This window comes from Alteromonas sp. R7 (genome assembly GCF_055755235.1).
The window spans coordinates 365,044-389,678 of record NZ_JBVTQX010000002.1 but is presented as its reverse complement, the minus strand read 5'-3'; the positions used below and the strand labels follow the sequence as shown (position 1 = coordinate 389,678).

Annotated in this window: 17 protein-coding genes and 1 other RNA gene; 8 read left to right on the top strand and 10 right to left on the bottom strand. The window is 46.3% G+C overall.

Annotated elements, in window-relative coordinates; all coding sequences use genetic code 11:
* Positions 1-36 precede the first annotated feature (36 nt).
* Positions 37-471 carry a ZapG family protein gene (locus AC0J2X_RS04485; RefSeq protein ID WP_014948358.1) on the bottom strand — a complete coding sequence of 145 codons (435 nt, stop codon included), beginning with the start codon at positions 469-471 and terminating at the stop codon, positions 37-39.
* Positions 472-726: 255 nt separating this feature from the next.
* On the opposite strand from AC0J2X_RS04485, the gene zapE reads away from it, so the two are divergent.
* Together zapE and AC0J2X_RS04475 are read left to right on the top strand one after the other, a co-directional pair.
* A complete protein-coding gene (zapE, locus tag AC0J2X_RS04480) occupies positions 727-1,824 on the top strand; it encodes a cell division protein ZapE (protein ID WP_472995820.1) in 1,098 nt (365 codons plus the stop codon).
* A gap of 330 nt (positions 1,825-2,154) precedes the next feature.
* A complete protein-coding gene (locus AC0J2X_RS04475) occupies positions 2,155-2,877 on the top strand; it encodes a YebC/PmpR family DNA-binding transcriptional regulator (RefSeq protein WP_014948360.1) in 723 nt (240 codons plus the stop codon).
* 128 nt (positions 2,878-3,005) lie between these two features.
* On the opposite strand, the gene AC0J2X_RS04470 is transcribed toward AC0J2X_RS04475, so the two are convergent.
* Together AC0J2X_RS04470 and AC0J2X_RS04465 are read right to left on the bottom strand one after the other, a co-directional pair.
* Complete coding sequence (locus AC0J2X_RS04470; RefSeq protein WP_101563532.1) at positions 3,006-3,437, bottom strand: group I truncated hemoglobin; 432 nt, start codon at positions 3,435-3,437, stop codon at positions 3,006-3,008.
* Between the two features lie 12 nt (positions 3,438-3,449).
* Complete coding sequence (locus AC0J2X_RS04465; RefSeq protein ID WP_281715972.1) at positions 3,450-4,397, bottom strand: DUF3034 family protein; 948 nt, start codon at positions 4,395-4,397, stop codon at positions 3,450-3,452.
* Between the two features lie 273 nt (positions 4,398-4,670).
* On the opposite strand from AC0J2X_RS04465, the gene AC0J2X_RS04460 reads away from it, so the two are divergent.
* A complete protein-coding gene (locus AC0J2X_RS04460) occupies positions 4,671-5,327 on the top strand; it encodes a nitroreductase family protein (protein WP_014975732.1) in 657 nt (218 codons plus the stop codon).
* Positions 5,328-5,479: 152 nt separating this feature from the next.
* On the opposite strand, the gene AC0J2X_RS04455 is transcribed toward AC0J2X_RS04460, so the two are convergent.
* From AC0J2X_RS04455 to AC0J2X_RS04435, 5 genes are read right to left on the bottom strand one after another with little or no spacing between them, the layout of a single operon-like run.
* The gene (locus tag AC0J2X_RS04455) at positions 5,480-6,400 is read right to left on the bottom strand and encodes an alpha-E domain-containing protein (RefSeq protein WP_014948366.1); all 921 of its coding nucleotides are present in this window, start codon (positions 6,398-6,400) and stop codon (positions 5,480-5,482) included.
* 11 nt (positions 6,401-6,411) lie between these two features.
* Positions 6,412-7,887 (bottom strand): circularly permuted type 2 ATP-grasp protein, encoded by a 1,476-nt coding sequence (locus AC0J2X_RS04450; RefSeq protein ID WP_014948367.1) that lies wholly within the window; start codon positions 7,885-7,887, stop codon positions 6,412-6,414.
* A 10-nt stretch (positions 7,888-7,897) separates the two neighbouring features.
* A complete protein-coding gene (locus tag AC0J2X_RS04445) occupies positions 7,898-8,776 on the bottom strand; it encodes a transglutaminase family protein (RefSeq protein ID WP_014948368.1) in 879 nt (292 codons plus the stop codon).
* Positions 8,773-11,355, bottom strand: a complete 2,583-nt coding sequence (locus tag AC0J2X_RS04440) for a circularly permuted type 2 ATP-grasp protein (protein WP_342325963.1) — start codon at positions 11,353-11,355, stop codon at positions 8,773-8,775. The genes AC0J2X_RS04445 and AC0J2X_RS04440 overlap by 4 nt, the downstream gene beginning before the upstream one ends.
* A gap of 20 nt (positions 11,356-11,375) precedes the next feature.
* Complete coding sequence (locus AC0J2X_RS04435) at positions 11,376-14,675, bottom strand: transglutaminase family protein (RefSeq protein WP_472995819.1); 3,300 nt, start codon at positions 14,673-14,675, stop codon at positions 11,376-11,378.
* Between the two features lie 289 nt (positions 14,676-14,964).
* Here AC0J2X_RS04435 and AC0J2X_RS04430 point away from each other — a divergent pair, with 289 nt between their 5' ends.
* From AC0J2X_RS04430 to rnpB, 4 genes are all read left to right on the top strand, one after another.
* Entirely contained in the window at positions 14,965-15,279 is a 315-nt protein-coding gene (locus AC0J2X_RS04430; RefSeq protein ID WP_239260533.1) for a hypothetical protein, read from the top strand.
* Positions 15,280-15,364: 85 nt separating this feature from the next.
* Entirely contained in the window at positions 15,365-17,932 is a 2,568-nt protein-coding gene (gene secD / locus AC0J2X_RS04425; RefSeq protein WP_069943787.1) for a protein translocase subunit SecD, read from the top strand.
* Positions 17,933-18,093: 161 nt separating this feature from the next.
* Complete coding sequence (locus tag AC0J2X_RS04420) at positions 18,094-19,557, top strand: potassium/proton antiporter (RefSeq protein ID WP_049586178.1); 1,464 nt, start codon at positions 18,094-18,096, stop codon at positions 19,555-19,557.
* A gap of 37 nt (positions 19,558-19,594) precedes the next feature.
* An RNA gene (rnpB, locus tag AC0J2X_RS04415) (RNase P RNA component class A) lies at positions 19,595-19,945 on the top strand.
* A 141-nt stretch (positions 19,946-20,086) separates the two neighbouring features.
* Here rnpB and AC0J2X_RS04410 read toward each other — a convergent pair.
* Complete coding sequence (locus tag AC0J2X_RS04410; RefSeq protein ID WP_170826494.1) at positions 20,087-22,483, bottom strand: TonB-dependent receptor; 2,397 nt, start codon at positions 22,481-22,483, stop codon at positions 20,087-20,089.
* 400 nt (positions 22,484-22,883) lie between these two features.
* Here AC0J2X_RS04410 and AC0J2X_RS04405 point away from each other — a divergent pair, with 400 nt between their 5' ends.
* Entirely contained in the window at positions 22,884-23,828 is a 945-nt protein-coding gene (locus tag AC0J2X_RS04405; protein WP_069943789.1) for a DMT family transporter, read from the top strand.
* A gap of 19 nt (positions 23,829-23,847) precedes the next feature.
* On the opposite strand, the gene AC0J2X_RS04400 is transcribed toward AC0J2X_RS04405, so the two are convergent.
* A complete protein-coding gene (locus AC0J2X_RS04400; protein ID WP_014948377.1) occupies positions 23,848-24,612 on the bottom strand; it encodes a substrate-binding periplasmic protein in 765 nt (254 codons plus the stop codon).
* Between the last annotated feature and the right edge of the window lie 23 nt (positions 24,613-24,635).

Sequence of the window (24,635 nt, the reverse complement as noted above, 5' to 3'; positions counted from 1 at the left end):
CTAAAAGAGTCCGAGGTCGTGATAAAGTTCCCGATGTTACTGTTTTTCTGCGGTATTCTTATCAGATCCGCCGACGAACAGCCCAGAACCCGAGTTAGCGAAGTCTCTTGGCTGTGTGTCAGATACACGCTGAACTCTCGATTTGTCAGACCCTTTTAGGTTGTTACGTAAATATGTGGTTGCTTGTTCCCCATAAAAAGGAACTTTGCTGTCATCATCGCTGCCTTGCTCAAGCAGCAATTCATACTCTTCAATTTGTTGCTTCAAGGTTTCGCACTGGCTTTCAATGCTCTCTAAGCTTTGACGAGTTTGATGAATGTGGTGTTGCGCCTGCTGTGCGAGGATCTCTTTAACTTGCTTCTCAGTCTGTGCAGTATTGCCTGCGCCCTGCTTTTGTTGAAAAAAGCGACCTGCGAAAAAGCCAATAATTAACCCAACTACTAACAAAGCAAGAGATACTAACAATTCCATTATATTCTCCGAATCAATCTACATCTTGCAGCCGACCTTTACTTCTACGATCTAAAAGCTGCTTTCGACCATACGCTGAATATAGCAAGGTCGAACCCGAAAAGCGCATACATCGTGACATTTATTCGGTGTATGTCGAATTTCAATGTGAGATTCTACCGTGATTTCCATTAAAATTAAGGTCATAATTGAGAAATTCAAGCAGGTCGGTGCAGCAAGCGCCGCTATTGACTTTTGTACGGAGTGGTTTCGGCGATGACGCCATGGGAAAAATATCAGCTAGATCTTCAGTCGTCTGACTTTCGTTACGACGCGGCGCAAGAAAATGCAGTAAAAGAACTTCAACGTTTGTTTGATGAACTTACCCAACCTGAAAAGAAAACGACGTGGCGGGTAAAGTTAAAAGCAGCGTTTGGGAAAGGCCATGCGAAGCCTGGTATCCAGGGCATTTACTTTTACGGTGGTGTTGGGCGAGGCAAAACCTATTTAGTAGATACATTCTACGACTGTTTGCCTTTCGAAAAGAAAATGCGCGTGCATTTTCACCGCTTTATGTACCGTGTGCACGATGAACTAAAGCAGCTTAAAAACGCACAAGACCCGCTAAAGCTGGTAGCGGCTAAGTTAGCAAAAGAAGCGCGGGTAATATGCTTTGACGAGTTTTTCGTGTCTGATATAACCGATGCCATGATCTTAGGCACGTTAATGGAAGAGCTGTTTGGTCACGGTATTGTGCTGGTGGCGACGTCAAACATAGTCCCTGACGATTTGTATAAAAACGGATTACAGCGTGCGCGGTTCTTACCTGCTATCGATCTACTCAATCAGAATACCCGCGTGGTAAACGTTGATAGCGGTATTGATTATCGTCTTAGAACGTTAGAGCAAGCCGAAATTTATCACTACCCACTTGATGGCGAAGCCACCGAAAACTTGCATAGCTACTTTTCTCAATTAGCTCCGGAAGAAGGCTCTAAAGGCGAAGATATTGAGGTGAACAACCGAAAAATACCGACGCTTAGAAACGCTGACGGGGTATTGATGATTGATTTTAAAGCCTTGTGTGGCGGGCCCAGAAGCCAGAGCGACTACATTGAGTTAAGCCGTTGCTATCACTCCGTGCTTTTAGCCAATGTTAGGGAAATGGGCCAGCATAATGACGATGTGGCGCGTCGTTTTATTGCGATGGTGGACGAATTTTACGAGCGAAATGTAAAGCTGATCATATCTGCAGAAGTCGCGCTGGAAAGCTTGTACACCGAGGGGCTACTTAATTTTGAGTTCAGGCGCTGTCTTAGCCGCTTAAAGGAAATGCAGTCACACGACTACCTGGCAACCGAGCATTTGCCGTAAGCATAAATATGGGGTCAGAGTACATTTTGACCTCATTGAAAATGTGAAAGCTACCAACCTATACCCTTTCTAGGGGCGTTCACATTGGTATTACACGAAAATTAAGGTAGAATTTCGCCCAAATTTTTTGTGTCGCTTAGCCTACCGTTATTTTGGGCAGTGTTTCGCTTGGCAATTTTTAGCACCGTCGCGTTCGGCCATTTATTGAAACGTCGAGTTCGGCAATGCTACCAAGTAAGGCAGAGCGATGCGCCTGATGAACGGTCAGGCAACAGGTAGCCCGATAAAACCCAACGCAGCATTTCAAATTGCGAGAAAGAGAATTTTAAGATGGGAAGAGCATTCGAAGTTCGTAAAAACGCCATGGCAAAAACTGCCGGCCAAAAAACTAAAGTTTATTCTAAATACGGTAAAGAAATTTACGTATGTGCGAAAAATGGTGGTGCCGATCCAGACACCAACCTTTCACTTCGCCGCCTAATGGAAAAGGCGAAGAAAGACCAAGTACCAAGCCACGTTATTGAAAAAGCGATTGATAAAGCCGCTGGTGGTGCTGGCGAAGACTTCCAGCCTATGCGTTATGAAGGTTTTGGCCCAGGTAACTGCATGGTCATTGTTGACTGCTTGTCTGACAATGCAAACCGCACCATCACTGAAGTACGTAACTGCTTTACTAAAACCAACGCGAAACTTGGTGCACAGGGTGCGGTATCGCATATGTTCGATCACCAAGCGGTATTCCAGTTTGAAGGTGACGACGAAGACGCTATCCTAGAAGTGCTAATGGAAGCCGACGTAGACGTAACTGATGTTGAAGTTGAAGACGGTAAAGTTACAGTTTACGCGCCACACACTGAATTCTATCAAGTAAAAACAGCGCTAACTGAAGCCTACCCAGACATTAGCTTTATTGCAGAAGAAATGAGCTGGATGCCTCAGACCGAAACTGAGATAAGCGAAGAAGACATGCCGATGTTTGAAAAATTCATGGACATGCTTAACGACTGTGATGACGTGCAAGACGTTTACCACAACGCGATTACGCCTAACTAAGCTTCAGCTAATTTAGATTGATATAAAAACCCTCGCTAAGACGAGGGTTTTTTATTGTTGTATCTATAAAAAGAACTAGAACGTTAACGTACCTGCTTTATTCAACGTGTACAGGACGGATGAATACACTACAGGTATACCGTTTCGTATTTGATTGGCGCTAGCAGCTTGAGAATACGGTTTTCTTGCTGATAGGTTAGCCCCACATCGCGCATCGCGCCTTGGACATACTCCACCAATATGTAAAATTCACGCTCCTTAATATTGAGACCCGTGTGAGACTCCAACATTGTTTTTCCATCATATTCGCAAGGCCCGCCAATAAGCTCGCATGTTTGCAATACAAGTTGATCTCTTAAATGTTTTTTGGGAACACCTTTGAAGTAATGACCAATTACGGGGTCAGTGTAAATTCGTGTAATCGCTACGCCGTATATGGTATTGAGCGTTTTATGGCCGCCAATTTCTTCATAAAGGCTTTGTTCAGGAGCGCTGGCGCATGCGATTATCAATACGCTTAACGCAGCAATTACCATTAACCGGAAGCAGTGTCTGATCATTTCGTTCCCCTATCAAAAAGTGCTGTTTACCGTTAGATAAAATCCTGAAGAACTTTCTTGCAAAGGTAAATTGCCCAAATCCACATAGGCAGCGGTAATCGAAATAGATTTATTTGGGAAGTAGGCAATAAAGGCATCAACAACGGTGTCTTCTTCAGCTAAGCCTCCTAATCGATTGGTTTGCGTTCTAAACTCTGTGCCAATTGCTGTGGTAGGGCTAATTAATACTGCTAAAGAGCCCTCCCATTCGAGCTTAGCGCTATCGTTGTTTTCAGAACCAAATCCAAGTAAGCCAAACACATTCGCCTTTGTATATCGCGCGGTAAGATTGGTGAGTAAATTATAACCTGATGGAGTGCCTAACCACAGTTTCGTGGCTGAAAGGTAAACGTCGGTACCACTGTCGTCTTTCGCACCTAGCAGCATTGGTACGCCTACGCTGGGCAAGGGGGTCGTACCGTCGGGTAGCGAAAGAGAGCTGTCGTAGTCTCTGTTTTTCTTGTATTGTGCGCCGATGGATACTTGGGGTATCCATGAGTTTTGAGTAAAGACGCCATCGCCAAGAACCTTAACTTTTGCACCGATTATATCTTGCTCAATGGTGGTGCTGTTGGCGTTTGTAATAGCACCTTCTGTGAGTAACGCGAAAACGTTGCTTGTTAACCCTGAAGCAATATCGAGGCGCTGTCGCTGCACGCTAAGCTCTATACGGTCAAACAAACTAACGCTTGCCCCTGCTGTTGTAAGGGAATAATCGCTTAGGCTTAAGTACTGAATATTTGCCGAATAACTGACCTCTTCTTTACTCGCGTATCCGCCAATAAATGCCCAAGGCGTAATGCCGCCACCCGCTGTGCCCTCGAAACCTGTAATACCACCAGATGCAATTAAGCGAGATCCACTGTCTGCGAGTACGGGAGACGATGCGAGAAAAAGAGGGAGAAGCAAATGCCTAATCATAAGGTAAACCTAATGTTTTTAAATGGTTTTTTGTAATTCTATTTATCAGCATAGCGCTTAACCCATGAATTGTGAAATGCACGCTGCTGGCGATACTATCTATTATCGAATTTTTATTATCAAAAAATATTTGAAACTGATTCGTTTTTTATAGGGCTTATCATTGAAAAGCCGAATCTATACCATACACGCCATATTCATTGAGTACTTTAATTTTCTGTTCGCAGCATTCATGCGTGAACAACAAATAGCAGACGTATTGAGGAGTTAATTGTGTCTCATCCAATTATTGAAGATTTAAATAAGCGTTACACGGTTAAACAGTACGATGCGAGTAAACGCATTTCAGCTGATGATCTGGCGACAATTCTTGAGGCGTTGAGACTATCTGCGTCTTCAATCAACTCTCAGCCATGGAAATTTGTGGTTGTTGAAAGTGATGAAGCCAAGCAGCGTTTACACGATAGCTTTGCCAATAAGCATCAGTTCAATCAGCATCACGCTAAAGAAGCATCGCATACCATTCTGTTTGCCTATGATCCTAAATTTACGAAAGAGAAATTTGTAAAGCGTGTCGATGCAGAAGTAGCGTCTGGTCATTTGCCCGAAGATATGCGTGAAAACTTCATGGGCGCTTACGCATTTGCGGAAGCGAACACCGATGAAAACGGTAACAACGCGGCTTGGACCAAAGCGCAAGTTTATCTAGCATTAGGCAATGTTCTTCACACTCTGGCGCGTTTAGGCATAGCGTCTACGCCGATGGAAGGTGTTGACGCCGAATTGCTTGGCGAACAGTTTAAAGATGAGCTAGACGGCCACGTTTGCGAAGTGGCACTTGCCATGGGCTACCCAGATACAGAGCAAGATTGGAACCATGGTTTACCGAAAGCGCGCCTTGCAAAAGAAGATGTGATCGCGGTTGTGTAATACCTGACAACACAAGCTTGCTATGAATATAACAAAGCCCGCTTAGCGCGGGCTTTGTTTTGTTTTCTTACTTTTGTGTTCTGGCTTCCATTTCCTGTGTTCACTTATAACTTCTTTTACTTTGCGCACCGACAGACGCGAAAAAACGCGCACTAATGTAAGAAGTATTGCTCTGCGAGTTGTTGATGAATGTCGGCAAAATCAATTTGAAGCTCGTCGATATAGTTGTGCAGCGCTCGTCCTCGAAGTGTCGCAACAGGCTGTTTTTCTAAATCACTAATACTGTGGTCAATTCGCTCTATCATCGCTTCATTGTCGGGCAAGTTGAGGAACAAACTCTTTAGTTTGTTCAAGCAGAACAACACACTTCGCGGAAACTCCTTGCTATGTAGCATAAATAACAACACATCGCCCGGACGTATGCGAACGCCCATTTTCTGGCGATACATTTGGTAGCCGCTCAGGCTTCTAAGTACGCTCATCCATAAGATGTTTTCGAATGGCAGGTCACTCATGTCTTCGGTAAGGGTCGATGAGCGAACGTCAATTATCCTTGATGTCATATCAGCCCGTTCCAATGCCGCACCAAAGCGCCAGAAGAAATAGCCTTCGTCGTGGCTCATGCTGGCATCCATGGTTCCAAACATCAGTAAACACTGATTGATTACCTGTTTTAAACTTGCAAAGCGCCCGCGTTTACTTAGAAAGCTTGTACTGTTCTCTTTTACCGATAAGTGAAGTGCGTTCAGCGTTTCCCACACTTCTCTTGGAATAACGTCTCTGATTGTGCGCGCATTATCTCTTGCGTATTGAAGGGAATTCAATATGGAAGACGGATTGCGTGTGTCTACCGTAAGGAACTTAACGACATTCTTCTCGCTGTATTCATTATAAATGGCCTCAAATGGTTCGCGATTTCCTGTTATGTCTAGCAATGGCTCCCAGCCTGGCGAAAACCCTTTGGGTAAGTCCATCAGCAGGAGGTTGTTAACATTAATCAGGCGGGCGAGATTTTCAGCCCTTTCAACGTAGCGCGCCGTCCAATAAAGCGTTTCAGCAACTCGTGATAACATGTCAGTCCCTCCTAATCCACAATCCAAGTATCTTTACTACCACCGCCTTGTGATGAATTGACCACGAGGGAACCTTTAACAAGGGCAACCCTAGTGAGGCCTCCCGTTGTAACATAGGTGTGAGTACCTGATGAAAGGATGAAAGGGCGAAGATCCACATGTCGCCCTTCAATTGTAGAACCGTCAATAGTAGGGACGGTAGACAAATTCAAGGTAGGCTGTGCTATCCAGTTTCTGGGGTCAGCCTTAATTTGAGCAAGGGTTTCTTGCTGCTGCTTTTTGGTTGATTTTGGACCAATTAGCAAGCCATAGCCTCCCGATTCATTGGCAGGCTTTATTACAAGTTTGTCGATATTGGCTTCAACGTATTTGAAGTCTTCTGGCTCGTAACAACGGTAGGTTTCTACGTTAGGCAGCTTAATCTCTTCATCCAAATAATAGCGAATCATGTCAGGCACATAGGTGTACACCACTTTATCGTCTGCCACGCCAGCCCCCGGCGCGTTGATCAGCGTTACCTTGCCTTTACTCCACGCTCGCATTAGCCCGGGAACGCCCAGCATCGAATCAGGGTTAAACGCTTCTGGGTCTAAAAACATATCGTCAATACGGCGGTAGATAACGTCCACTCTGCGTAGGCCTTTAATCGTCTTCATATATACGCAGTCGTCTTTTTCTACGGTTAGATCTCGACCTTCTACTAGCTCACACCCCATTTCCTGAGCAAGATAGCAGTGTTCAAAGTAGGCAGAGTTGTAGATACCGGGTGTAAGTACCACAACTTCAGGCTTATCCTGAGGACGCGGTGATAGACTCGACAACATGTCGAACAGCTGTGAGGGATAGTCGTTTACGGGAAGAATATCCATTTTCTCGAACATGTCTGGAAAGACACGCTTCAGCACCGAGCGGTTTTCTAACATGTAAGACACGCCAGAAGGTACGCGCAGGTTGTCTTCCAGTACGTAAATCGTGCCGTCGCTATCTCGCACTAAATCAGAGCCACAGATATGTGCCCAGATACCGTTTGGGGGAGAAACACCTACGCACTGCTTTCTAAAGTTCACGGACTTATCGAGAAGCGCTTTAGGAAAAACGCCATCTTTAATAATCTTCTGATCGTGATACAGATCGTCGATGAACATATTAAGGGCTTTTACGCGCTGTTTAAGTCCTTCTTCTACGCGTTGCCATTCTTTATTTGGGATAATACGAGGAATGATATCGATGGGCCACGCTCGGTCAATTGAACTGCCTTCACCATAAACCGTGAAGGTAATACCCATTTCTTTCACCACCAACTCGGCGGCGTCTTGCGCGTTTTTGAGTTCTTCTTCACTTAATTGCGACAAATAATCCATTAACGGCGCACCGTGAGGGCGGGGTTTTCCATTTTTATCTATTAGTTCATCGTAAAACTCGGAAAAATTGCAGTGTTCCAGACTCACAGCTTTCGACAACGTCTGACTTTGTTTTTGGCTACTCAAACTACGCTCCTTATTGTCCGCGATTCATATCCACTGAAACGTCTAAAACCTGATTTCCACCACCAAACATAATGCCTTTAAGCGGTGTGATATCTGCAAAATCTCGTCCGACAGCTAACGTAACGTGCTGGTCGTAGGGTTTCAAATTGTTGGTCGGGTCGTAATCAATCCAACCAGAGCCCGGTACAAAAAGCGCAACCCAAGCGTGGGTGGCGTCTGCACCAGTAAGCTTTTCCTGACCCGGTGGTGGAATCGTTTCGATATATCCACTTACATAGCGCGCCGCCAAACCAATACTGCGTAAGCAAGTAAGCGTTAGGTGCGCATAGTCCTGACATACGCCCCGCTTGTGCTCAAACACGTGGCTTACTGGGGTGTTAATCGTCGAAAAGGATGGGTCAAAGGTAAAATCGTTAAAAATGCGGTTCATTAAGTCGTCGCACGACTCCACGATAGAGCGGCCAGGCGTAAACGACATCAAGGTATAGTCTAAAATCGCTTTATTGGCCTGCGTTAAGCGAGTAGGAATACTGAAAAACTGTGCTGCCAACATGCTCTGATCTACTGGGTAGCGGATTTGATCTCTCACGCTTTCCCATTGCGTATTGTGCGCAAACAGACCTTGTAATGGTGCTCCTTGAATTTCAACTTCACTGGTTGCGATGACCTGCATTTCTTCATGCAAAGTGGGTATTTCAAACACCGTTACCGTGTTGTCGAAGTAGTCTTTAAACTCTGCCTGATAGTCAGGTTCAGGCACAATGGTGACACTGGCGCTAATCCTTTTTTGATTGAAGGTGTTTAGCGGTATAAGGCGGGCATGGTTTTGTGTCAGGCTCACTTTGTCGGAATACTTGTAGGTAGTGACGTGACGAATGGTGTACTTCATTTTTTCACCTCACTTTCATTCGGACTACTGGCATCAGGCGCACTGGCTAACGGAGCTGTCGCTTCCTCATCTATTGGTTTTTCGACGATCTGTACAGACGCGGTGCCAATGCCAGACCAGTGCAGTTGTGACGCAGGCTTAGTGTGGCTGAAGTATTGAGTTTGCATCATTTCGCTAAATTTCTGCAGTTGTGATGTCACGCTTTTTAGTAAAGACACCAAGCCCGAAGGTGCTTGATTAGTGTTGATATTTAAGGTCTGTCTGTCAGCCAGCGCGAAGCTTGCTTTTAACTGCAACAGAATTTTCTCAGTGGTACTTAAAAAGCCGGGCTTGGCGCTTACCGGCAAGCTTTCGCAAAGCTCGGTAATTTTTTGGATTTGATGGGCTAATGAGCGCGGGTACTCGGCATCTAAAAGCAATAGCTCTAATCCCGTTTCAATACTTTGAAACGCTCGGTATCGGCGTCTGTGGGTAATAGCGCTCACTTGCGCCACCAACACGATTTCCAGCACGTTTTGTTGCTCAGCTTCGGGAAGCGGAAATTGCAGCAGGTTTTGCACCATAGACACAAGCTGTTTACTGCGCTCTAACCGTCGTCCAATTTCTATCATAAAGGCGCCATTACTTTTAGACAGGCTGTCTTGAATAGAGCCGTTAAACGCCATGGTAAGCCCAATTAATTTATCGAGTGTACTTTGTAATCTGTGCGTCGGCGTCTGCTCGGTAATGGTACTGAATTCGTGATGTTCCTCTTCTAGGCTTTCGATAATGCGCAAGCTGTCATAAGAAAGTAGCTCTCTCACTTGCAGCGCGCTTTGCACCACCATATTAATGCTACTGTAAAGGCCGCCGGCGAAGGAATTATCGTTAATTAGCGATATCACTAATTCTTTGAATCCTCCTTCGTTCACGGTTATTTTCGCTGCGTCTGGCGTAAGGTATGGGTAAATTAATGCCTGCTGTTCTAACCCAGATTTAAATCGTAACAGGGCATTTCTGTGCGCCTCATCGGGGTAAATGGCAAGCTCAGTGAATTTGTCTATAAATACCCTGACCAACCGAATCACGTTTTCACTTCGCTCTACCGCACAGCCCAACCAAAATAGGTTTTCCGCCGTTCTGCTAGGCAGTAGCCCCTCGACTAGCGCTAAGTCTGCATCTGATTGCAGTGATTTGGGAATAGAAGGCGCACGCTCTTGTGGCGGACCTATGGTTTCAACCCACGTGTCCTTTATTTCTGTTTTGCCATCGGTGCGCGCTGCCTTGGGCGTAAAACACATGGCTGAGGGGAGAATAAAAACCTGCCCTTGTGAGTACAACGCATAGCAACGCATAATGACTGGCTTACTTACCAGCCCTTTATCGTGCCAAAATGGCGTATGCGAAAGATTCACCTTTTTTCGCCAGAATAGGTCGGTTAACGCTACCGTTTGTAGTGTATTTGCAATAGCGTCAGCGTCTTTTTCACCGTCGTATTTTAATTCAGGGTCAACATAGCTTAATAACTCATATCCCGACCGATCGCTTTGCGTAAGGTTTTCTGCGGGAAAGGTTTCTTGTTGGCGAAGCAGTAAAGATTCACCATTAAAAAACTCAGCGGCCCTATGCAAATTGTTTTTGATGGCAGGAATTTGAATAGCGCCATTGCCCAAGGGGTTGAGCAATACCACGTTCTGAGTTCGGACTGCATGAATAAGCCCGGGAATCCCGAACGCTGAGTAGTCAACTTGCTCCAGTGAATCTAAGAATCTGTCCTCAATCCAGCGCAAAATGACATCAACTTTTCGTAATCCGTCTAAAGCTTTAAGCCAGACTTGTCCTTTCCTCACCGTTAAATCAGCGCTTCTTACCAGGGTGTACCCCATGTAAGTGGCAAGATAGGCTTGCTCAGAATAATACTGATCGTCTGGACCTCTGCACAAAATAACAATGCGCGGGTCATTAATCGCAGCGGTTTCTTGGTCAATAGCATGTTGAAGTTGCTCAAAAAAGCCTGCTATTCGCTGCACACCACATTCAGCAAACTCCTCACTCATTACCCTTCTTGCCACAATCCTGTTTTCCAGCAGCAGTCCAAGACCGCGAGGGAACTGGCAGTGATCGTTCAGCATGAAATACTCGCCGTTTACATCTTGGGCTATGTCAAACGCGCTTAGAAATACACCGTTGTTTAACGAGGAAAGCGTGTGGCTCTCGGCAAGATAGTAAGGATGACGCATCAAGTGGTCTGTAGAGAAAACGCCGTTGGTTAGCGTTTGCCTGTCTGTGTTAAGGTCTAATAGCACTTTATTGAGCAGTAAGACTCGCTGTTCAATGCCGCGGCTGAGCATTTCCCAGTCTTGGCTTGAAATGAGCATAGGCAAGGGATCTAGCTGCCAATTCTGGCGTTCATCGATATCCGCAAAGCCACTGTTTCGCATTAGTCGGCGAATTTCATTTGCTCTAAAGGACAGCTCGTCACTGTTAAGGCCTGACAAACGAGAAAATAACGTATTGAGCAGACGTTTGCTCTCATCCGCAGCAGTGCTCGAATTGATATAGCTGCTAAGCCATTCTGGCATGGTGAAATCTTCACTCATAAAATCGATTGTCACTTAAACTATAGTGTAGGAGGCCGGCGCAAATCCAGCGTATTTGGATATTCTTCATTCTCGGCTTCCTCTAAAGGTAAATCAAAATCACTGCGACCTTCATGGTCAACCACATACTGTGTAGCAAAGTGAGGCGACCACTCAGGCATGGAAGGCGATGCCACCGACGGGGTATGACCGTGATCCCAGAATCTGGCAATACGCCTTCCTTCTGCCTCAAAAGCGTTCACAGGCATAGTAGAGAAGTTGCGCCCGCCTGGGTGACTAACATGATAGGTAAATCCGCCTAAAGAGCGACCCGCCCAGCTGTCGTAAACATCAAAGACCAACGGCGCATGTACGCCAATGGTCGGGTGAAGCGCTGATGCAGGGTGCCACGCTCTAAAGCGAATTCCGGCTACATGTTCTCCGCGAATATTGGTGGGTTTTAACGGTAATCTGCGGCCGTTACACGACACTATGTAACGGTCTGTATGCATGTTTGAAACAGTGAGCTGGACGCGTTCCAGTGAGCTGTCAACATAACGCGCAGTTCCGCTGCCTGTCGCTTCTTCACCCAATACATGCCATGGCTCAATAGCGCTAAAGAGGTCTAGCTTAATTTGACCGACTTCACGGCTACCGCAGCGAGGGAATCGAAACTCAAAAAACGGATCGAACCATTCAAGCTTAATGGGGAAACCCGCTGCGTTTAGGTCGCTACATACTTCAGCGATATCTTGCCGTACATAGTGGGGCAGCATAAAGCGGTCGTGAAGCTCTGTGCCCCATCGCACCAGTTTCTTCTTGTATGGTTGTTTCCAAAACCACGCTAGCAGCGTGCGCAGAAGAAGCATTTGCATCAAACTCATTCTGGCGTGAGGAGGCATTTCAAAACCGCGAAACTCTACAATGCCCAATCGCCCGGTGGGTGAGTCGGGGTTGAATAGTTTATCGATACAAAACTCTGCACGATGGGTATTCCCTGTCAGGTCAGTCAGCAAGTGCCGAAGGAGGCGGTCAACTAACCAAGGTGATGGAACTTCGCCATCGGGAATTTGAGAGAATGCAATTTCTAATTCGTAAAGCCTTTCATCCCGAGCTTCATCGACGCGAGGCGCTTGGCTAGTCGGGCCGATGAAAAGGCTCGAAAACAAATAGGAAAGCCCAGGGTGATGCTGCCAATAGGTAATAAAGCTTCGCAGAATGTCTGGACGCTTTAAAAACGGGCTCTCTAACGGTGTCGGCCCACCCATTGTCACGTGATTTCCACCTCCTGTGCCCGCGTGCCGTCCATCAAGCATGAATTTTTCTGTACCGAGTCGACATGACTTTGCCATGGCATAAAGGGCATGGGTGTTTTTTACCAGAGTATGCCAATCGGATGCAGGGTGAACGTTAACTTCGATAACACCTGGGTCGGGAGTAACCGCAAACTTTTCAACGCGACTGTCGTAGGGCGGGGTATAGCCCTCTAATATCACGGGAATACTAAGTTTATCAGCGATGGACTCAATAGCGTTCAGCAGCAGCGCATAATGTTCAAAGTGGCTTACAGGCGGCATGAATACGCATAACATTCCGTCGCGCACTTCTAAACAAAGGGCGGTTAATACTGACTTTTCACTAATATACCCTTTGTGAGACGTTGGGGATGAGAGCGCACCGGTCATGTCTGCCGGATCCCGTTCAGCTAGCGTATCCGGACTACCTAAGCTACTCAACGGCAGCCGATAACCTAATGGAGAGTCGCCCGGTAATAAGAAGCAGTGCCCTCGTTTAAACGACCATACGCTACTTTGCCATCCGTCAAAAACCGTGTCGTAGGCGAGGGGAATAATAAAGCCTACGGGGTTATCTAAACCCTGTTCCAACTTGGCTAAAAAGCCTTTGCGGGTCATTGCGTGAAGCAGTTCTGGGGCGTCGGGTGACGGGTCTTGCGGCAGGTTACCCTCTTGCCATAAATGATACAGCACGTCTTCATAAGCGGTGACGACAACCTTTTCACTTAAACCCAACGCCGTGGCTAGTTGAGTAGCAAATGTTTGCGCTTCGTTTTGTGAGAAAGAGTAAGTGGCGTTGTTGTCAGCAAGTAGTGCTTGATTATGCCAGATAGGCGTTCCGTCTTTACGCCAGTAACAGGCATATTGCCAGCGAGGTAATGGCTCGCCGGGATACCACTTACCCTGTCCATAATGGCGAAAGCCACTATTACTGAAGCTTTCCACCATTTTCATGAAAAGCATGTGTGCTAAAACGCGTTTCTCTTTCCCGTCAGCGGCGGTGTTCCACTGTTCGCTTTCCATATCATCAATGGAAATAAACGTGGGTTCGCCGCCCATGGTGAGGGTTATTCCTGCATTAACTAAGTCCTTGTCTATTTGACCTCCAAGCCTATCGATAGCGGCCCACTGAGCATCGCTGTAAGGCTTGGTTACACGGGGCGGTTCGTGCAAACGTTGTACGTTGTTGTAGAAGCTAAATGTCGATTCACACTGATCGATGGCACCGGTGACCGGCGCGGCCGACAGTGGTTCAGGGGTACACGCCAATGGAATGTGCCCTTCACCCGCGAAAAGTCCAGACGTAGGGTCGAGGCCAATCCATCCCGCACCGGGAACGTATACCTCACACCATGCGTGCAGGTCGGTAAAGTCTTTTTCCGGGCCACTGGGGCCATCAAGAGACTTTTCATCACTTGCCAATTGAACCAGATAGCCGGAAACAAAGCGCGATGCCAGTCCTAAATGCCGAAATAGCTGAACCAATAGCCAAGCCGAGTCACGACACGAGCCGCCTTTTTTCTGCAGAGTCTCGTCGATGCTCTGGACTCCGGGCTCCATGCGCACACCGTATTCAATTAGGTCGTATACCGCGCGGTTTACACCCACTAAGAAATCTACGGTAGTAACAGGCTCTTTAGGCTGCTGATTGTCAATTAACTGCTGAAACAAAGACGATGCATCTTCTGTCTCAAGGTAGGGTGTTAAATCTCTCGCCAGCCGTTTTTCGTACGAAAACGGAAAGGTTTCAGCGTAAGACTCTAAAAAGAAGTCAAAGGGGTTAATAACCGTCAATTCGGCAACAAGGTCTACGGTGAACCAGAACTTTTTAGTCTTCTCAGGAAATACTACGCGTGCAAGGTAGTTACCAAACGGGTCTTGCTGCCAATTGATAAAATGATTCTCAGGATAGACTTTTAAAGAGTAACTTTTTATTGGTGTTCGACTATGCGGAGCAGGGCGAAGGCGGAAAGTGTGCGGTGACATACTGATACTTCTATCGTAGTGGTATTCAGTATGATGTGTGATCCCTACAGTGATTGTCATGCTATGGCTCCATTGCCAATTGATATACAAACAGCACAAAAAATCACCTTATATCCAAGTGAGTAAACTTACAAGAAGAAGCGATGGGCAGAAATGTAAAACCCAAAAATTATGTGCTTCAACGGTAATCTCGTTACTCACGATATTGAATAATGTATACTCACCCCAATATATGCGCTATATAACAGCGCGCGTTTTATAGCGCGACTTTTCCTTCACATATAGACAATTCACTACTTTGAGAGCACTAAACTTTCGCCACGGGTTTTCGTCCTACATGCCGCTTTTCATGGCATGGGTACTCTCGTGTCTCATCCTTAGTGCAAGCTTCCAAAGTGGTCAAATTAATAATGAAGTTGAAGTAAGTCAGCAGTCACCACTTGCCCAATTTAACTACGCGGGCAAAAGCTATTCGTTACGGTTTACCGGCACTAAGCTAGAAAACAGTGACGATCAAGGCGATGGACCTGAGGCAATTGTTGAATTGACCTTGGGGTTTATTGCTCTGGCTATTGTGCTGTGTTTGGGTATGGCAAATGTTGTACCCCGTGCTCGCCAATACTACCGCCAACCTTCTCGCGGCCCACCTTTATCCCTGAGCTAATTCTCTTTTTGCCTTAATGCGCTAGCACGTTCGCTTAGCTGCAAATTAAGGCGCTTCAAAAAATTAAATTATTCAGGATTTTAAAATGGCACGATTTTCATTTCGTGGCTTTGTGTATGTGCTCATCGTTATGCTCGGTTTACTGAGCGCTGCGCCCAACATATTGCCACAATCAATTAAACAGCAGTTACCTACGTGGTACACCACTTCCACACTATCTTTAGGCTTAGATTTGCAAGGTGGTTCGCATCTGCTATTAGCCGCAGACACCAACGCCTTGTTTGAAAAGCAACTCAACAGCTTTTCGAGCGACTTACTTAGCGAATTGCGCAGTCAAAACGTGCGCTATACAAAAACGTCTCATTCACTCACTCATAAAGATAGTCGTTCTGGAAGTGTCGTCTTTACATTGCGTAGTGCAGATGATGCGAGAAAGGTAAAAGACACCGCATATCAAATTTCCGCTCAGCCAAATGGTTCAAGTGCACTTGATGTAGAGATAAAGCAAAGCACCGTTACCCTTACGCTTAACGAGCTATACACCGAACAACTGGTTAAAGACACGTTAAGCCGAAGTGTTGAAGTAGTTCGAAAGCGTTTGAACGAAACGGGGCTTACTGAGCCTAGCGTTACGCTACAAGGTAAAGACGCCATTTTAGTTCAGATGCCGGGTATGTCTGACCCCACTCAAGTTAAAAAATTATTGGGCACTACCGCACAAATGACTTTTCACTGGGCCGCGAATAGCCAGTCTGAGCAGGTTATGAATAAGCAAGATGCGGCGGGTAATACCTATCGCTTAGAGCAAAAAGTGGCGCTAGAAGGTGAACATATTACTGATGCGGCAGGTGTCTTAAGTAGTGAAAATGGCCAGCCAGTAGTGACGTTCCGATTAGACAGTGCAGGTGCCAAGCAGTTTGCCACTATGACACGTGACAACATCGGCCGTGTGCTTGCTATCGTCCTTGACGACAAAGTGGTTACAGCCCCCGTCATAAATAGCGTGATCCCAGGTGGTCGTGGTGAAATAACCGGTAACTTTACATTGCCGGAGGCGGGCAACACCGCATTAATGCTTCGCACAGGTGCGCTACCTGTGCCACTTACCATTATAGAAGAACGCACGGTAGGGCCAGATTTAGGCAGCGATGCAATTCAAACCGGAGTGGAAAGCGGCGTGGCAGGTGCGTTACTGGTATTGGCATTTATGGTAGCGATTTACGGCAGGTGGGGCGCTATCGCAAGTTTTGCTCTTTGTATCAATATGGCGCTGGTGTTTGGCGCATTAACCCTGTTTGGCGCAACACTGACGTTACCGGGCATTGCAGGTTTGATCCTAACCATGGGCATGGCGGTGGACGCGAACATTTTGATTAATGAACGTATTCGTGAAGAAAGTAAAAAAGGTCGTCCTGCAGCCAGTGCAATAGAAGTGGGTTTTGATAAAGCGTTCGCGACTATTGTGGATTCAAACTTCACCACACTAATAGCGGTAAGTTTGTTGTTTATGTTTGGAAGCGGCCCTATTAAAGGGTTTGCAATTACAATTGCCCTTGGTCTGGTGTCTTCGGTATTTACTGCTGTAGCCCTAACTAAAATGTTAATGCTAAGAGTGGTTAAGTCGAAGCACAAGAATACGCAAGATCGCGCGCAGCAGCGCGTTCCTTTGCGCTTTTCATCACCGCTTTTGCGGTTAAGCGATAAGCTAAGCGGTATTAATTTTCTGGCAAAGCGTAAAATTGCACTCGCTGTTTCGGTAGTGCTAACAGTGCTTTCAATCGGCTTGTTTGCTAAGCCTGGCTTACATTATGGCGTCGACTTTACCGGTGGCACCATGATTGAGTTGACCGCACCAACCCTTACTACCGATGAGCTAAGGAATGTGATTGAAAGCAATGGCTTTGATCAGATAGCAATTCAAGAATATGGCAGTGAACATCACTATTTATTGCGAGCACCTGTTCTAGATAGCAGTGGCGAGCTTGAAAATAGTAACGCAAAGCAGACTGACGCACTAAAGCGTGCGGTTTCGCAAGCCGACAGTGAGGTAAGTTTTGATAAAATTGATATGGTTGGACCCAAAGTCAGCGGAGGCTTTGCCGAGCTATCCATTCTAGCATTGCTTATCGCAGGCGGCGGCATGTTGGTGTATCTGTGGGCACGCTTTGAAGCGCATTTTGCGAGCGCAGCGCTGCTAACCGTGATACTCGATTTAACCAAAACCATAGGCTTTTTCGCGCTTACGGGCATCGAATTTAACTTAACGGCTGTCGCAGCACTGTTGGCGCTCATTGGTTACTCTATAAACGATAAGGTGGTGGTGCTTGATCGCATCCGTGAATTATTGCGTTTAGACCCAAACAAGCCATTGGCAGATACCATTAATGAGGCCGTGAACAGCACGTTAAGCCGCACGGTATTCACTTCCGTCACCACGCTGTTGGCATTGTTACCGATGGCTATTTTTGGCGGTGATGCCGTAGAAAGTTTTGCAGTCCCTATGGTTTTTGCTGTCGTGATTGGCACGTCATCGACCTTGTTTATCACCTCTACGCTGTTGTATTTGTTGGGCAGTAGAAGAGAGAAACAAGGTAAAGCGCAGTTAAAGCCTACTGCAGAAGAGATTAAGGCTTCGTTGTCGCACATCCCTTAGGCGGCACAAGTTCCTTAACCCCAATACCTCAGCGTGCTTTTGTACCTCAATACATTGGTGCAAAAACGCGGTAAGGTAGCAGTATTAACAGGAACCCTTGATGCTCTCACGCATACCCGAATAATTTGCGTGAGAGTATCAAGGGCAATAAGGAACGTATAATGTTTGCAGTTGATCACATTATTTTACTCAGTGCAGTGCTTGCCATTTTGGGCGTACTGGCCAGTAAATTATCCCCGCGCTTTGGCGTACCTGTTTTAGTTTTATTCCTTGGTGTAGGTATGTTGGCTGGAGAAGATGGTATCGGCCGAATCTTCTTTGATAATGCTGATGCTGCGCATGCCATTGGTACATTTGCTCTTATTCTCATCCTATTTGATGGCGGTCTACAAACGTCAAAAAAGTCCATAGCGCAGGCGTGGAAACCCGCCGCGTTACTCGCCACTTTTGGCGTAATTGGTACGGCAGTGGTCACCGGTATCGCTGCTATGGTTATTCTCGATTTACCGCTTTATAAGGGCTTATTGCTTGGTGCTATTGTAGGGTCGACAGACGCCGCAGCAGTATTTTCTGTTCTGCGCAACGCTGGTATACGCATTCCTTCAAAAATAAAATCCACACTAGAGCTAGAAAGTGCGTCGAATGATCCAATGGCCATATTTCTCACAATTGGCCTTATTACGCTTATTCAAGACAGCACCACTAAGCCAGTTGACTTACTTTCGCTGTTTGCCAGTCAAATGGGAGTGGGAGCGATAGTGGGCCTTGCCATTGGCGGTATTGCAGTATGGCTTTTCAGACGCGTCACCTTAATGGCCATCGGTTTGTACCCGGTATTTGTGATGTTGTTTGGTGTATTGTCTTTTGGCCTTGCTGCGAACTTAAATGGCAGCGGCTTTCTCGCTACCTTTATTACGGGTGTTATCGTGGGTAACAGCCGCTTTGCTTATCAGCGTAATACGTTCGTGTTTCTGGATGGGCTGGCCTGGCTTGGGCAAATTGCTATGTTCGTTATCTTAGGTTTGTTGGTAACGCCCACCGAGCTGTTTGTTAATTGGAAAGAAGGCCTTTTAATTGCGTTTGTGCTTATTTTTATTGCACGTCCGCTGGTGGTTATGCCGATTTTGTTGCTTTCAAAATTCTCGTTCAAAGCATCGTTGCTCATCTCATGGGTGGGTTTACGCGGTTCGGTGCCAATTATACTCGCTATATTTCCGCTAATATTCGGCATGCCATATGCCGAGCTCATTTTTAATGTGGTGTTCTTTATCGTGCTTATTTCCGCCTTATTACAAGGTTCCACCTTACCCTATGCGGCGCGTAAGTTAGGTTTAGTGTTGGACGATGAAGTAAAGGAATCGAGCACGCTGGAGATTGTAAAAGTCGCTAAGAGCAAGCGCGAGCTTATAGAAATAGAGGTATCGAAGTTATCACCGGCACTACATAAAACCATTAGCGAATTAGCCCTTCCCGATAATACGGTAGTGGCGATGATTGCCCGTGGTGAAGAAACCCTTATACCTAAAGGAAGTACCAAAATAGAAATGGGCGATCAAATTTTCATTATCACCAAACTGCTCGATAAAAGCGCCGTTGAGCACTGCTTTTACAGCGAGCAGGAATAGGGTGCTATTGTAGGGTACTTCATGTAGAATGCGCCGCGGAGTTGGCCAGGCAATCGCCGCTTTCGTAAGAAAGGGGAGGAAAGTCCGGGCTCCAAAGGGCAGGGTGCCAGATAACGTCTGGGCGGCGTGAGCCGACGACAAGTGCAGCAGAGAGAAGACCGCCTAAGCATGTTTACATGCCGGTAAGGGTGAAAGGGTGCGGTAAGAGCGCACCGCACCTCTGGTAACAGAGTGTGGCAAGGTAAACTCCACCCGGAGCAAGACCAAATAGGATCCCTCAACGTGTGGCCCGCATGGGGATCGGGTAGGTTGCTTGAATCAGTGAGCGATTGCTGATCTAGAGGAATGGTTGCCCACGACAGAACCCGGCTTACGGCCAACTCCACTCTTTTCTTAGAAAGCTTTTCAAAATGCACTCACAGTGCCGCTTTTCGTTAAAGCTTTTTCCTAAGGTCGGTGACGGCTATTCATAGGCAAGTGAAGCCTCTACCTGAAAGTACATCCCTCAGGCAGAGACCTTTATCACTGGTTATTGAAAGAAATAGCGGAACGTCGCACCAATGGTGCGTGGCTGGTTCACCGTAAATCCAAGTCGAGCTCGTCCACCACGTTCTCTATCAAAGGATAGCTGGGCGTTTTCGTCGAACAGGTTGTTTGCATACAGTAATATTTCATAGTCATCGTAGGTAAGACCGAAGCTCATATTAAGCGTGCCGTAGTCGTCTAACAACAAGTCTAATTCCGTTGTTTCTGCGCCAGTGGCACCGCCAAAGGCAAGGCCTGAAGTGAATATACCTGCGCCTGCAACTTGGTCACTAGGCTGGGTTATACGGTCTCCCACGTACTGGTAAGAGCCTTGGAAATAGGTGCTGTTTGAAGAGAATAAAGGCTGCGCTAAATCGTAGGTAAATGCGATGGCAAAGCTCTCTTCAGGTACTGAAGCTAGGCGGTTACCGTCTTCTACGCCACCTAGTACCGCACCATCACCATCAACAACGGTTGAATCGAACTCGGCTTCAATGATGCTACCCGTTAATGAGAAAAAGAGCTGGTCAGTAAACTGACGCGTAAGCTCAAATTCAATACCTTGGGTGTGGGCGTCCGGCACGTTAAATGATACACGTGACGAGCAAGAACCAGCATCCAATGTAACCTGAAGATCTTCAATATCGTTATAGAAAGCCGAGATGTTAGCTGACCATCCACGACCTGATGATTTCATACCGATCTCATAGTTGGTGAGCTTTTCATCGTCATAGTCTTGGAACGAACCAAAGATTGCTTCATCTTGGTCGGTACACAGGCTTCTATTTAGCGGGTCATTTACACCGCCAAGTCTAAATCCTTGAGACACCTGAGCATTTAAGTTCACGTTTTCGTTTACGCTATACTGGCCGATAACGCGAGAAGTAAAGCCATCTGATTCTGTAGAATCGGTCTGGTTGTCCCCGTTGGCAAATAAGCCCCCAGAGATAAACTGACGCTCTTCTTCATAATCGTAAAAACGAGAGCCCACGGTCATTTTAAAGTCATCGTTCACTTGATAGTTCACTTCACCAAACACAGCAAGCTGCTTCAAGTCGTACGGTAAATAGGCGTTGTAGGGAGAATCAGCTTCAAAACCATTGGCAACCGCTGCCGACGTGCCTTCACCTAAGGTGGCGTCGGTAAATGCGTCGTACCCAGGGGTAGGGAGTGATTGGTCGTAAACACGCTCTGTAGAAGAGTAGAAAGCGCCAACTAGCCAGTCTAGCGCGCCATCGCCATTGGATGCGGCGCGAAGCTCAAAGGTATCTTGCTCTACTTCCGTTCTGTCTAATAAGTTCGACGGTAATAGTACGGCTTCATCAGGAAAACCTAAGTCGATACTTACTGAGCCCGAAAGCGCGCTGGCATCACGACTTACAAGAATATCGCGGTCGGTATAGCTATAAACAAAGGTAAAATCAGCAACGTCGGCTTGATATTCAGCAGTTACGTCAGCAATCAAGGTATCGTCAGAGAAGCCTTCTTCAAGCAGCAGGTACTGTTCTCGTTCACCCAATTGAATAGCTGGGCGGGTCGTTGTGTAAGGGTTAGCAAACACGTTATACACTTCCTGTCTGTTAAACCCGTTCATTTCTAATTCTTGGAAGATAAGTCGTGGTGTAATCGTGAGCTTATCGTTGGGTGCGATAATGAAAGCTACGCGTCCGCCAGTTCTATCGCCGTCGTTAACGTCTTCGCTAAACGCGCCGTTTTCACCTAACGCATCTATAAAGCCTGCGTAATCAGTGCGGTATACCACCGCGCGCATGGCAATGGTGTCGGAAATAGGTACATTTACCATGCCCTTAACGTGACCGCCCACGCCACCGTCTGTCACACTATTAAGATTAGCTTCAAACTTACCTTCAAAGGTATCTAACTCGGGCTGATTGGTGATGTAGCGAAGGGTTCCGCCGATAGAGCCAGATCCAAAAAGCGTACCTTGCGGACCGCGCAGGGTTTCAATGCGGTTAAGGTCGAAAAGGTCGAGATCTGGAGTAAATAAAGACAGCGAGATCACGCTTTCATCGAGGTATACGCCGACCTGCTCCTTAACGCCTGGTTGGTCTCGTACAATTTGACCCGCTGAAACGCCACGCATAGATACTTGGCTTTGGCCTGGTCCTAAGTTTTGAATTGATACGCTCGCCACGTTTCTAGCGACGTCTTCTAAGTTTCCTGCACCGCTGCGTTCAAAGTCTCGCTGCGTTTGTGCGTTGATTGAAAAAGGAATGTCTTCAATGGATTCTGCACGCTTTGTTGCAGTTACTATGATCTGCTCAAAGTCATCGTCATCCTTTTGTTGTGTGTCCTGCGCCATTGCACCGGAGCTAAGCAGCCCCATTACCGCAACGCTAAGTGTGCTTCGTCTAAACGACGATTTTTCTATTTTAAACATAAGTCCATCCAGGTTGGTTGTTTCTATTTTGTTATCAGGCAAGGGCGTAATGTGGCAAAAAAGTTGGGTTATTTCCATAACTTGCGAAACAAATATTTCATTTTTTGTTGTATCTAATGCGGTACGTTTTTCTTGTTAATTTAGTGTTAATTGTAAATGTGTGGGGAATGTGCGTCTAAAAGGTCAAAAGAAGCGTCTATCTGGCTAATTACAAAAGCAATAATCTAAGTATCATCTTTATGAGAGAGGTGTTGACCCTAAGAGCAAAAATGACTGGGCGATAAAAGCAAGCGGCAGCAAGCGGTTTATATCAGCGTCACAATAAAAGCTGATGGGTTAATTAGAAAGTACAACATGAAAGCATTGTTCAACAGTTAACGCTAAGAAGGTGAGTAATAGAGTGGAGAAAGCAGTGAATACAAGCGATGTAGTAAAAGGGATATTAGCAATTGTTATCGCAAGCTTTCTGTGGGGGACAACAGGCACTGCCGCTCAGTTCGCTCCAGAAATCAGTCCTCTGGCAATCGGTGCCTTTGCAATGGGTATAGGTGGTGTATTGCTTTGTGTTAGTGCCCGAAAATCACTGGTAAAGGATGCACCTATTCTTTTTTCTACACCACTGACCTTTCTGTTTGGCAGTGCATGTGTTGCAATTTATCCGCTGGCCTTTTACAGCTCAATGCGTTTGTCAGGCGTTGCTATAGGCACCGTGGTTTCTATCGCCAGTGCACCACTATTCGCTGCGCTTTTAGAGTATTTTTTAAGTAAAAAGCCCGTGTCTTTAAAATGGTTTATTAGTTTTGTGTTTGGTGCGTTTGGGATTGGCATGTTAGCCATGGGTAAGGCACACGACGCAATGGCGTTGTCAGCATCTAAAGATGATCAGGTGTTCGGCGTTATATTGGGTTTAATTGCCGGTTTAACTTACGCTGGATACTCATGGGCTGCGAAGCAACACATTGACGCTGGCGCAAATTCAAAATCTGCCATGGCCGGACTTTTCGGTTGCGCTGCCGTTGCTCTGTTGCCTTCCCTCTGGTTTACCGGTCAAAACTTGTTTGCTAACACTATCCACATTAGCGTTTCACTCTATATGGCTGTTGTGCCGATGTTTCTTGGTTATTTGCTATTTGGCTATGGTCTTCGCACTACCGAAGCGAGTAAAGCTACGCTTATTACGTTAATTGAGCCACTGGTTGCGACACTTTTCGCTATTTTTCTAATTGGCGAAGTATTCAAGCCGGTGGGGTGGGTTGGCATGACGCTGGTGTGTCTTTGCCTTTTAATCCAATCGATAAAATTTCCCTTTGCTTTAAAGCGCTGTGGCAAAAAAGCAACGGCGTAATGTTGAAACTGCGTGTGGCTTATAATGAAAAGTCAGAATACTTGTTAAGTATTCTATCAATTTGACCCGTTTGTTTTAATTCAGCAATGGCGCGGTTAATGGCGGGGAGCTTATCTTTATGTCGATTGTGAATACGCAACGCCATTTTGCCTGCGGTATGGATGGGGCCCAGCGCTATTTTTATGTTGTGCATTGAAGACCAGTAACGCGCCGCTGCTTCCTCCATTATGATGACATCTATCCGTTTCATGCCAAGGGCTAAGATAAGGTTACTCTCGGCTTGAAAGTCCATTCTGACGAACTTATCAGAATCAAAATAGACATAGCCGGAGATCATCCCTACGGTTTCACCGTAGATAGAGGCGACGGTTTGGTATCGGCTATGGTTTTCAGGCAGAGTAATAAAGTATTCTGTGATGTCTATAATGGGATCTGAGAAAGTGAAGTCGCCCGCGGGCTCATCTTTAGACAGCCAGCTTGGACTGAAAAAGTCGAAATCAAGAGCGCCTGTTTTAAATGCAAGCATGGCACGTTTGGTAGAGAGCATGACTTTTTCTGTCTTAATACCTGCTCTATTCATAATAAGGGGAAGGATTTCAACTAGAATACCGGCCCTATCTTCGTCGACAGCATTTTCGTACGGGATAGAGCTGCCTGACGTTCCAAGATTATATCGCAGTACTTCATCGGCAGTCGCGCCACCGCCTAAAAGCGAAACGTTAATCAATAAGATAAACGAAATAACTTTTTTGATGTGAGGGGCTAATCTCGCTAAGGCGTTCACTCAAGATGTTCCACTACAATAGG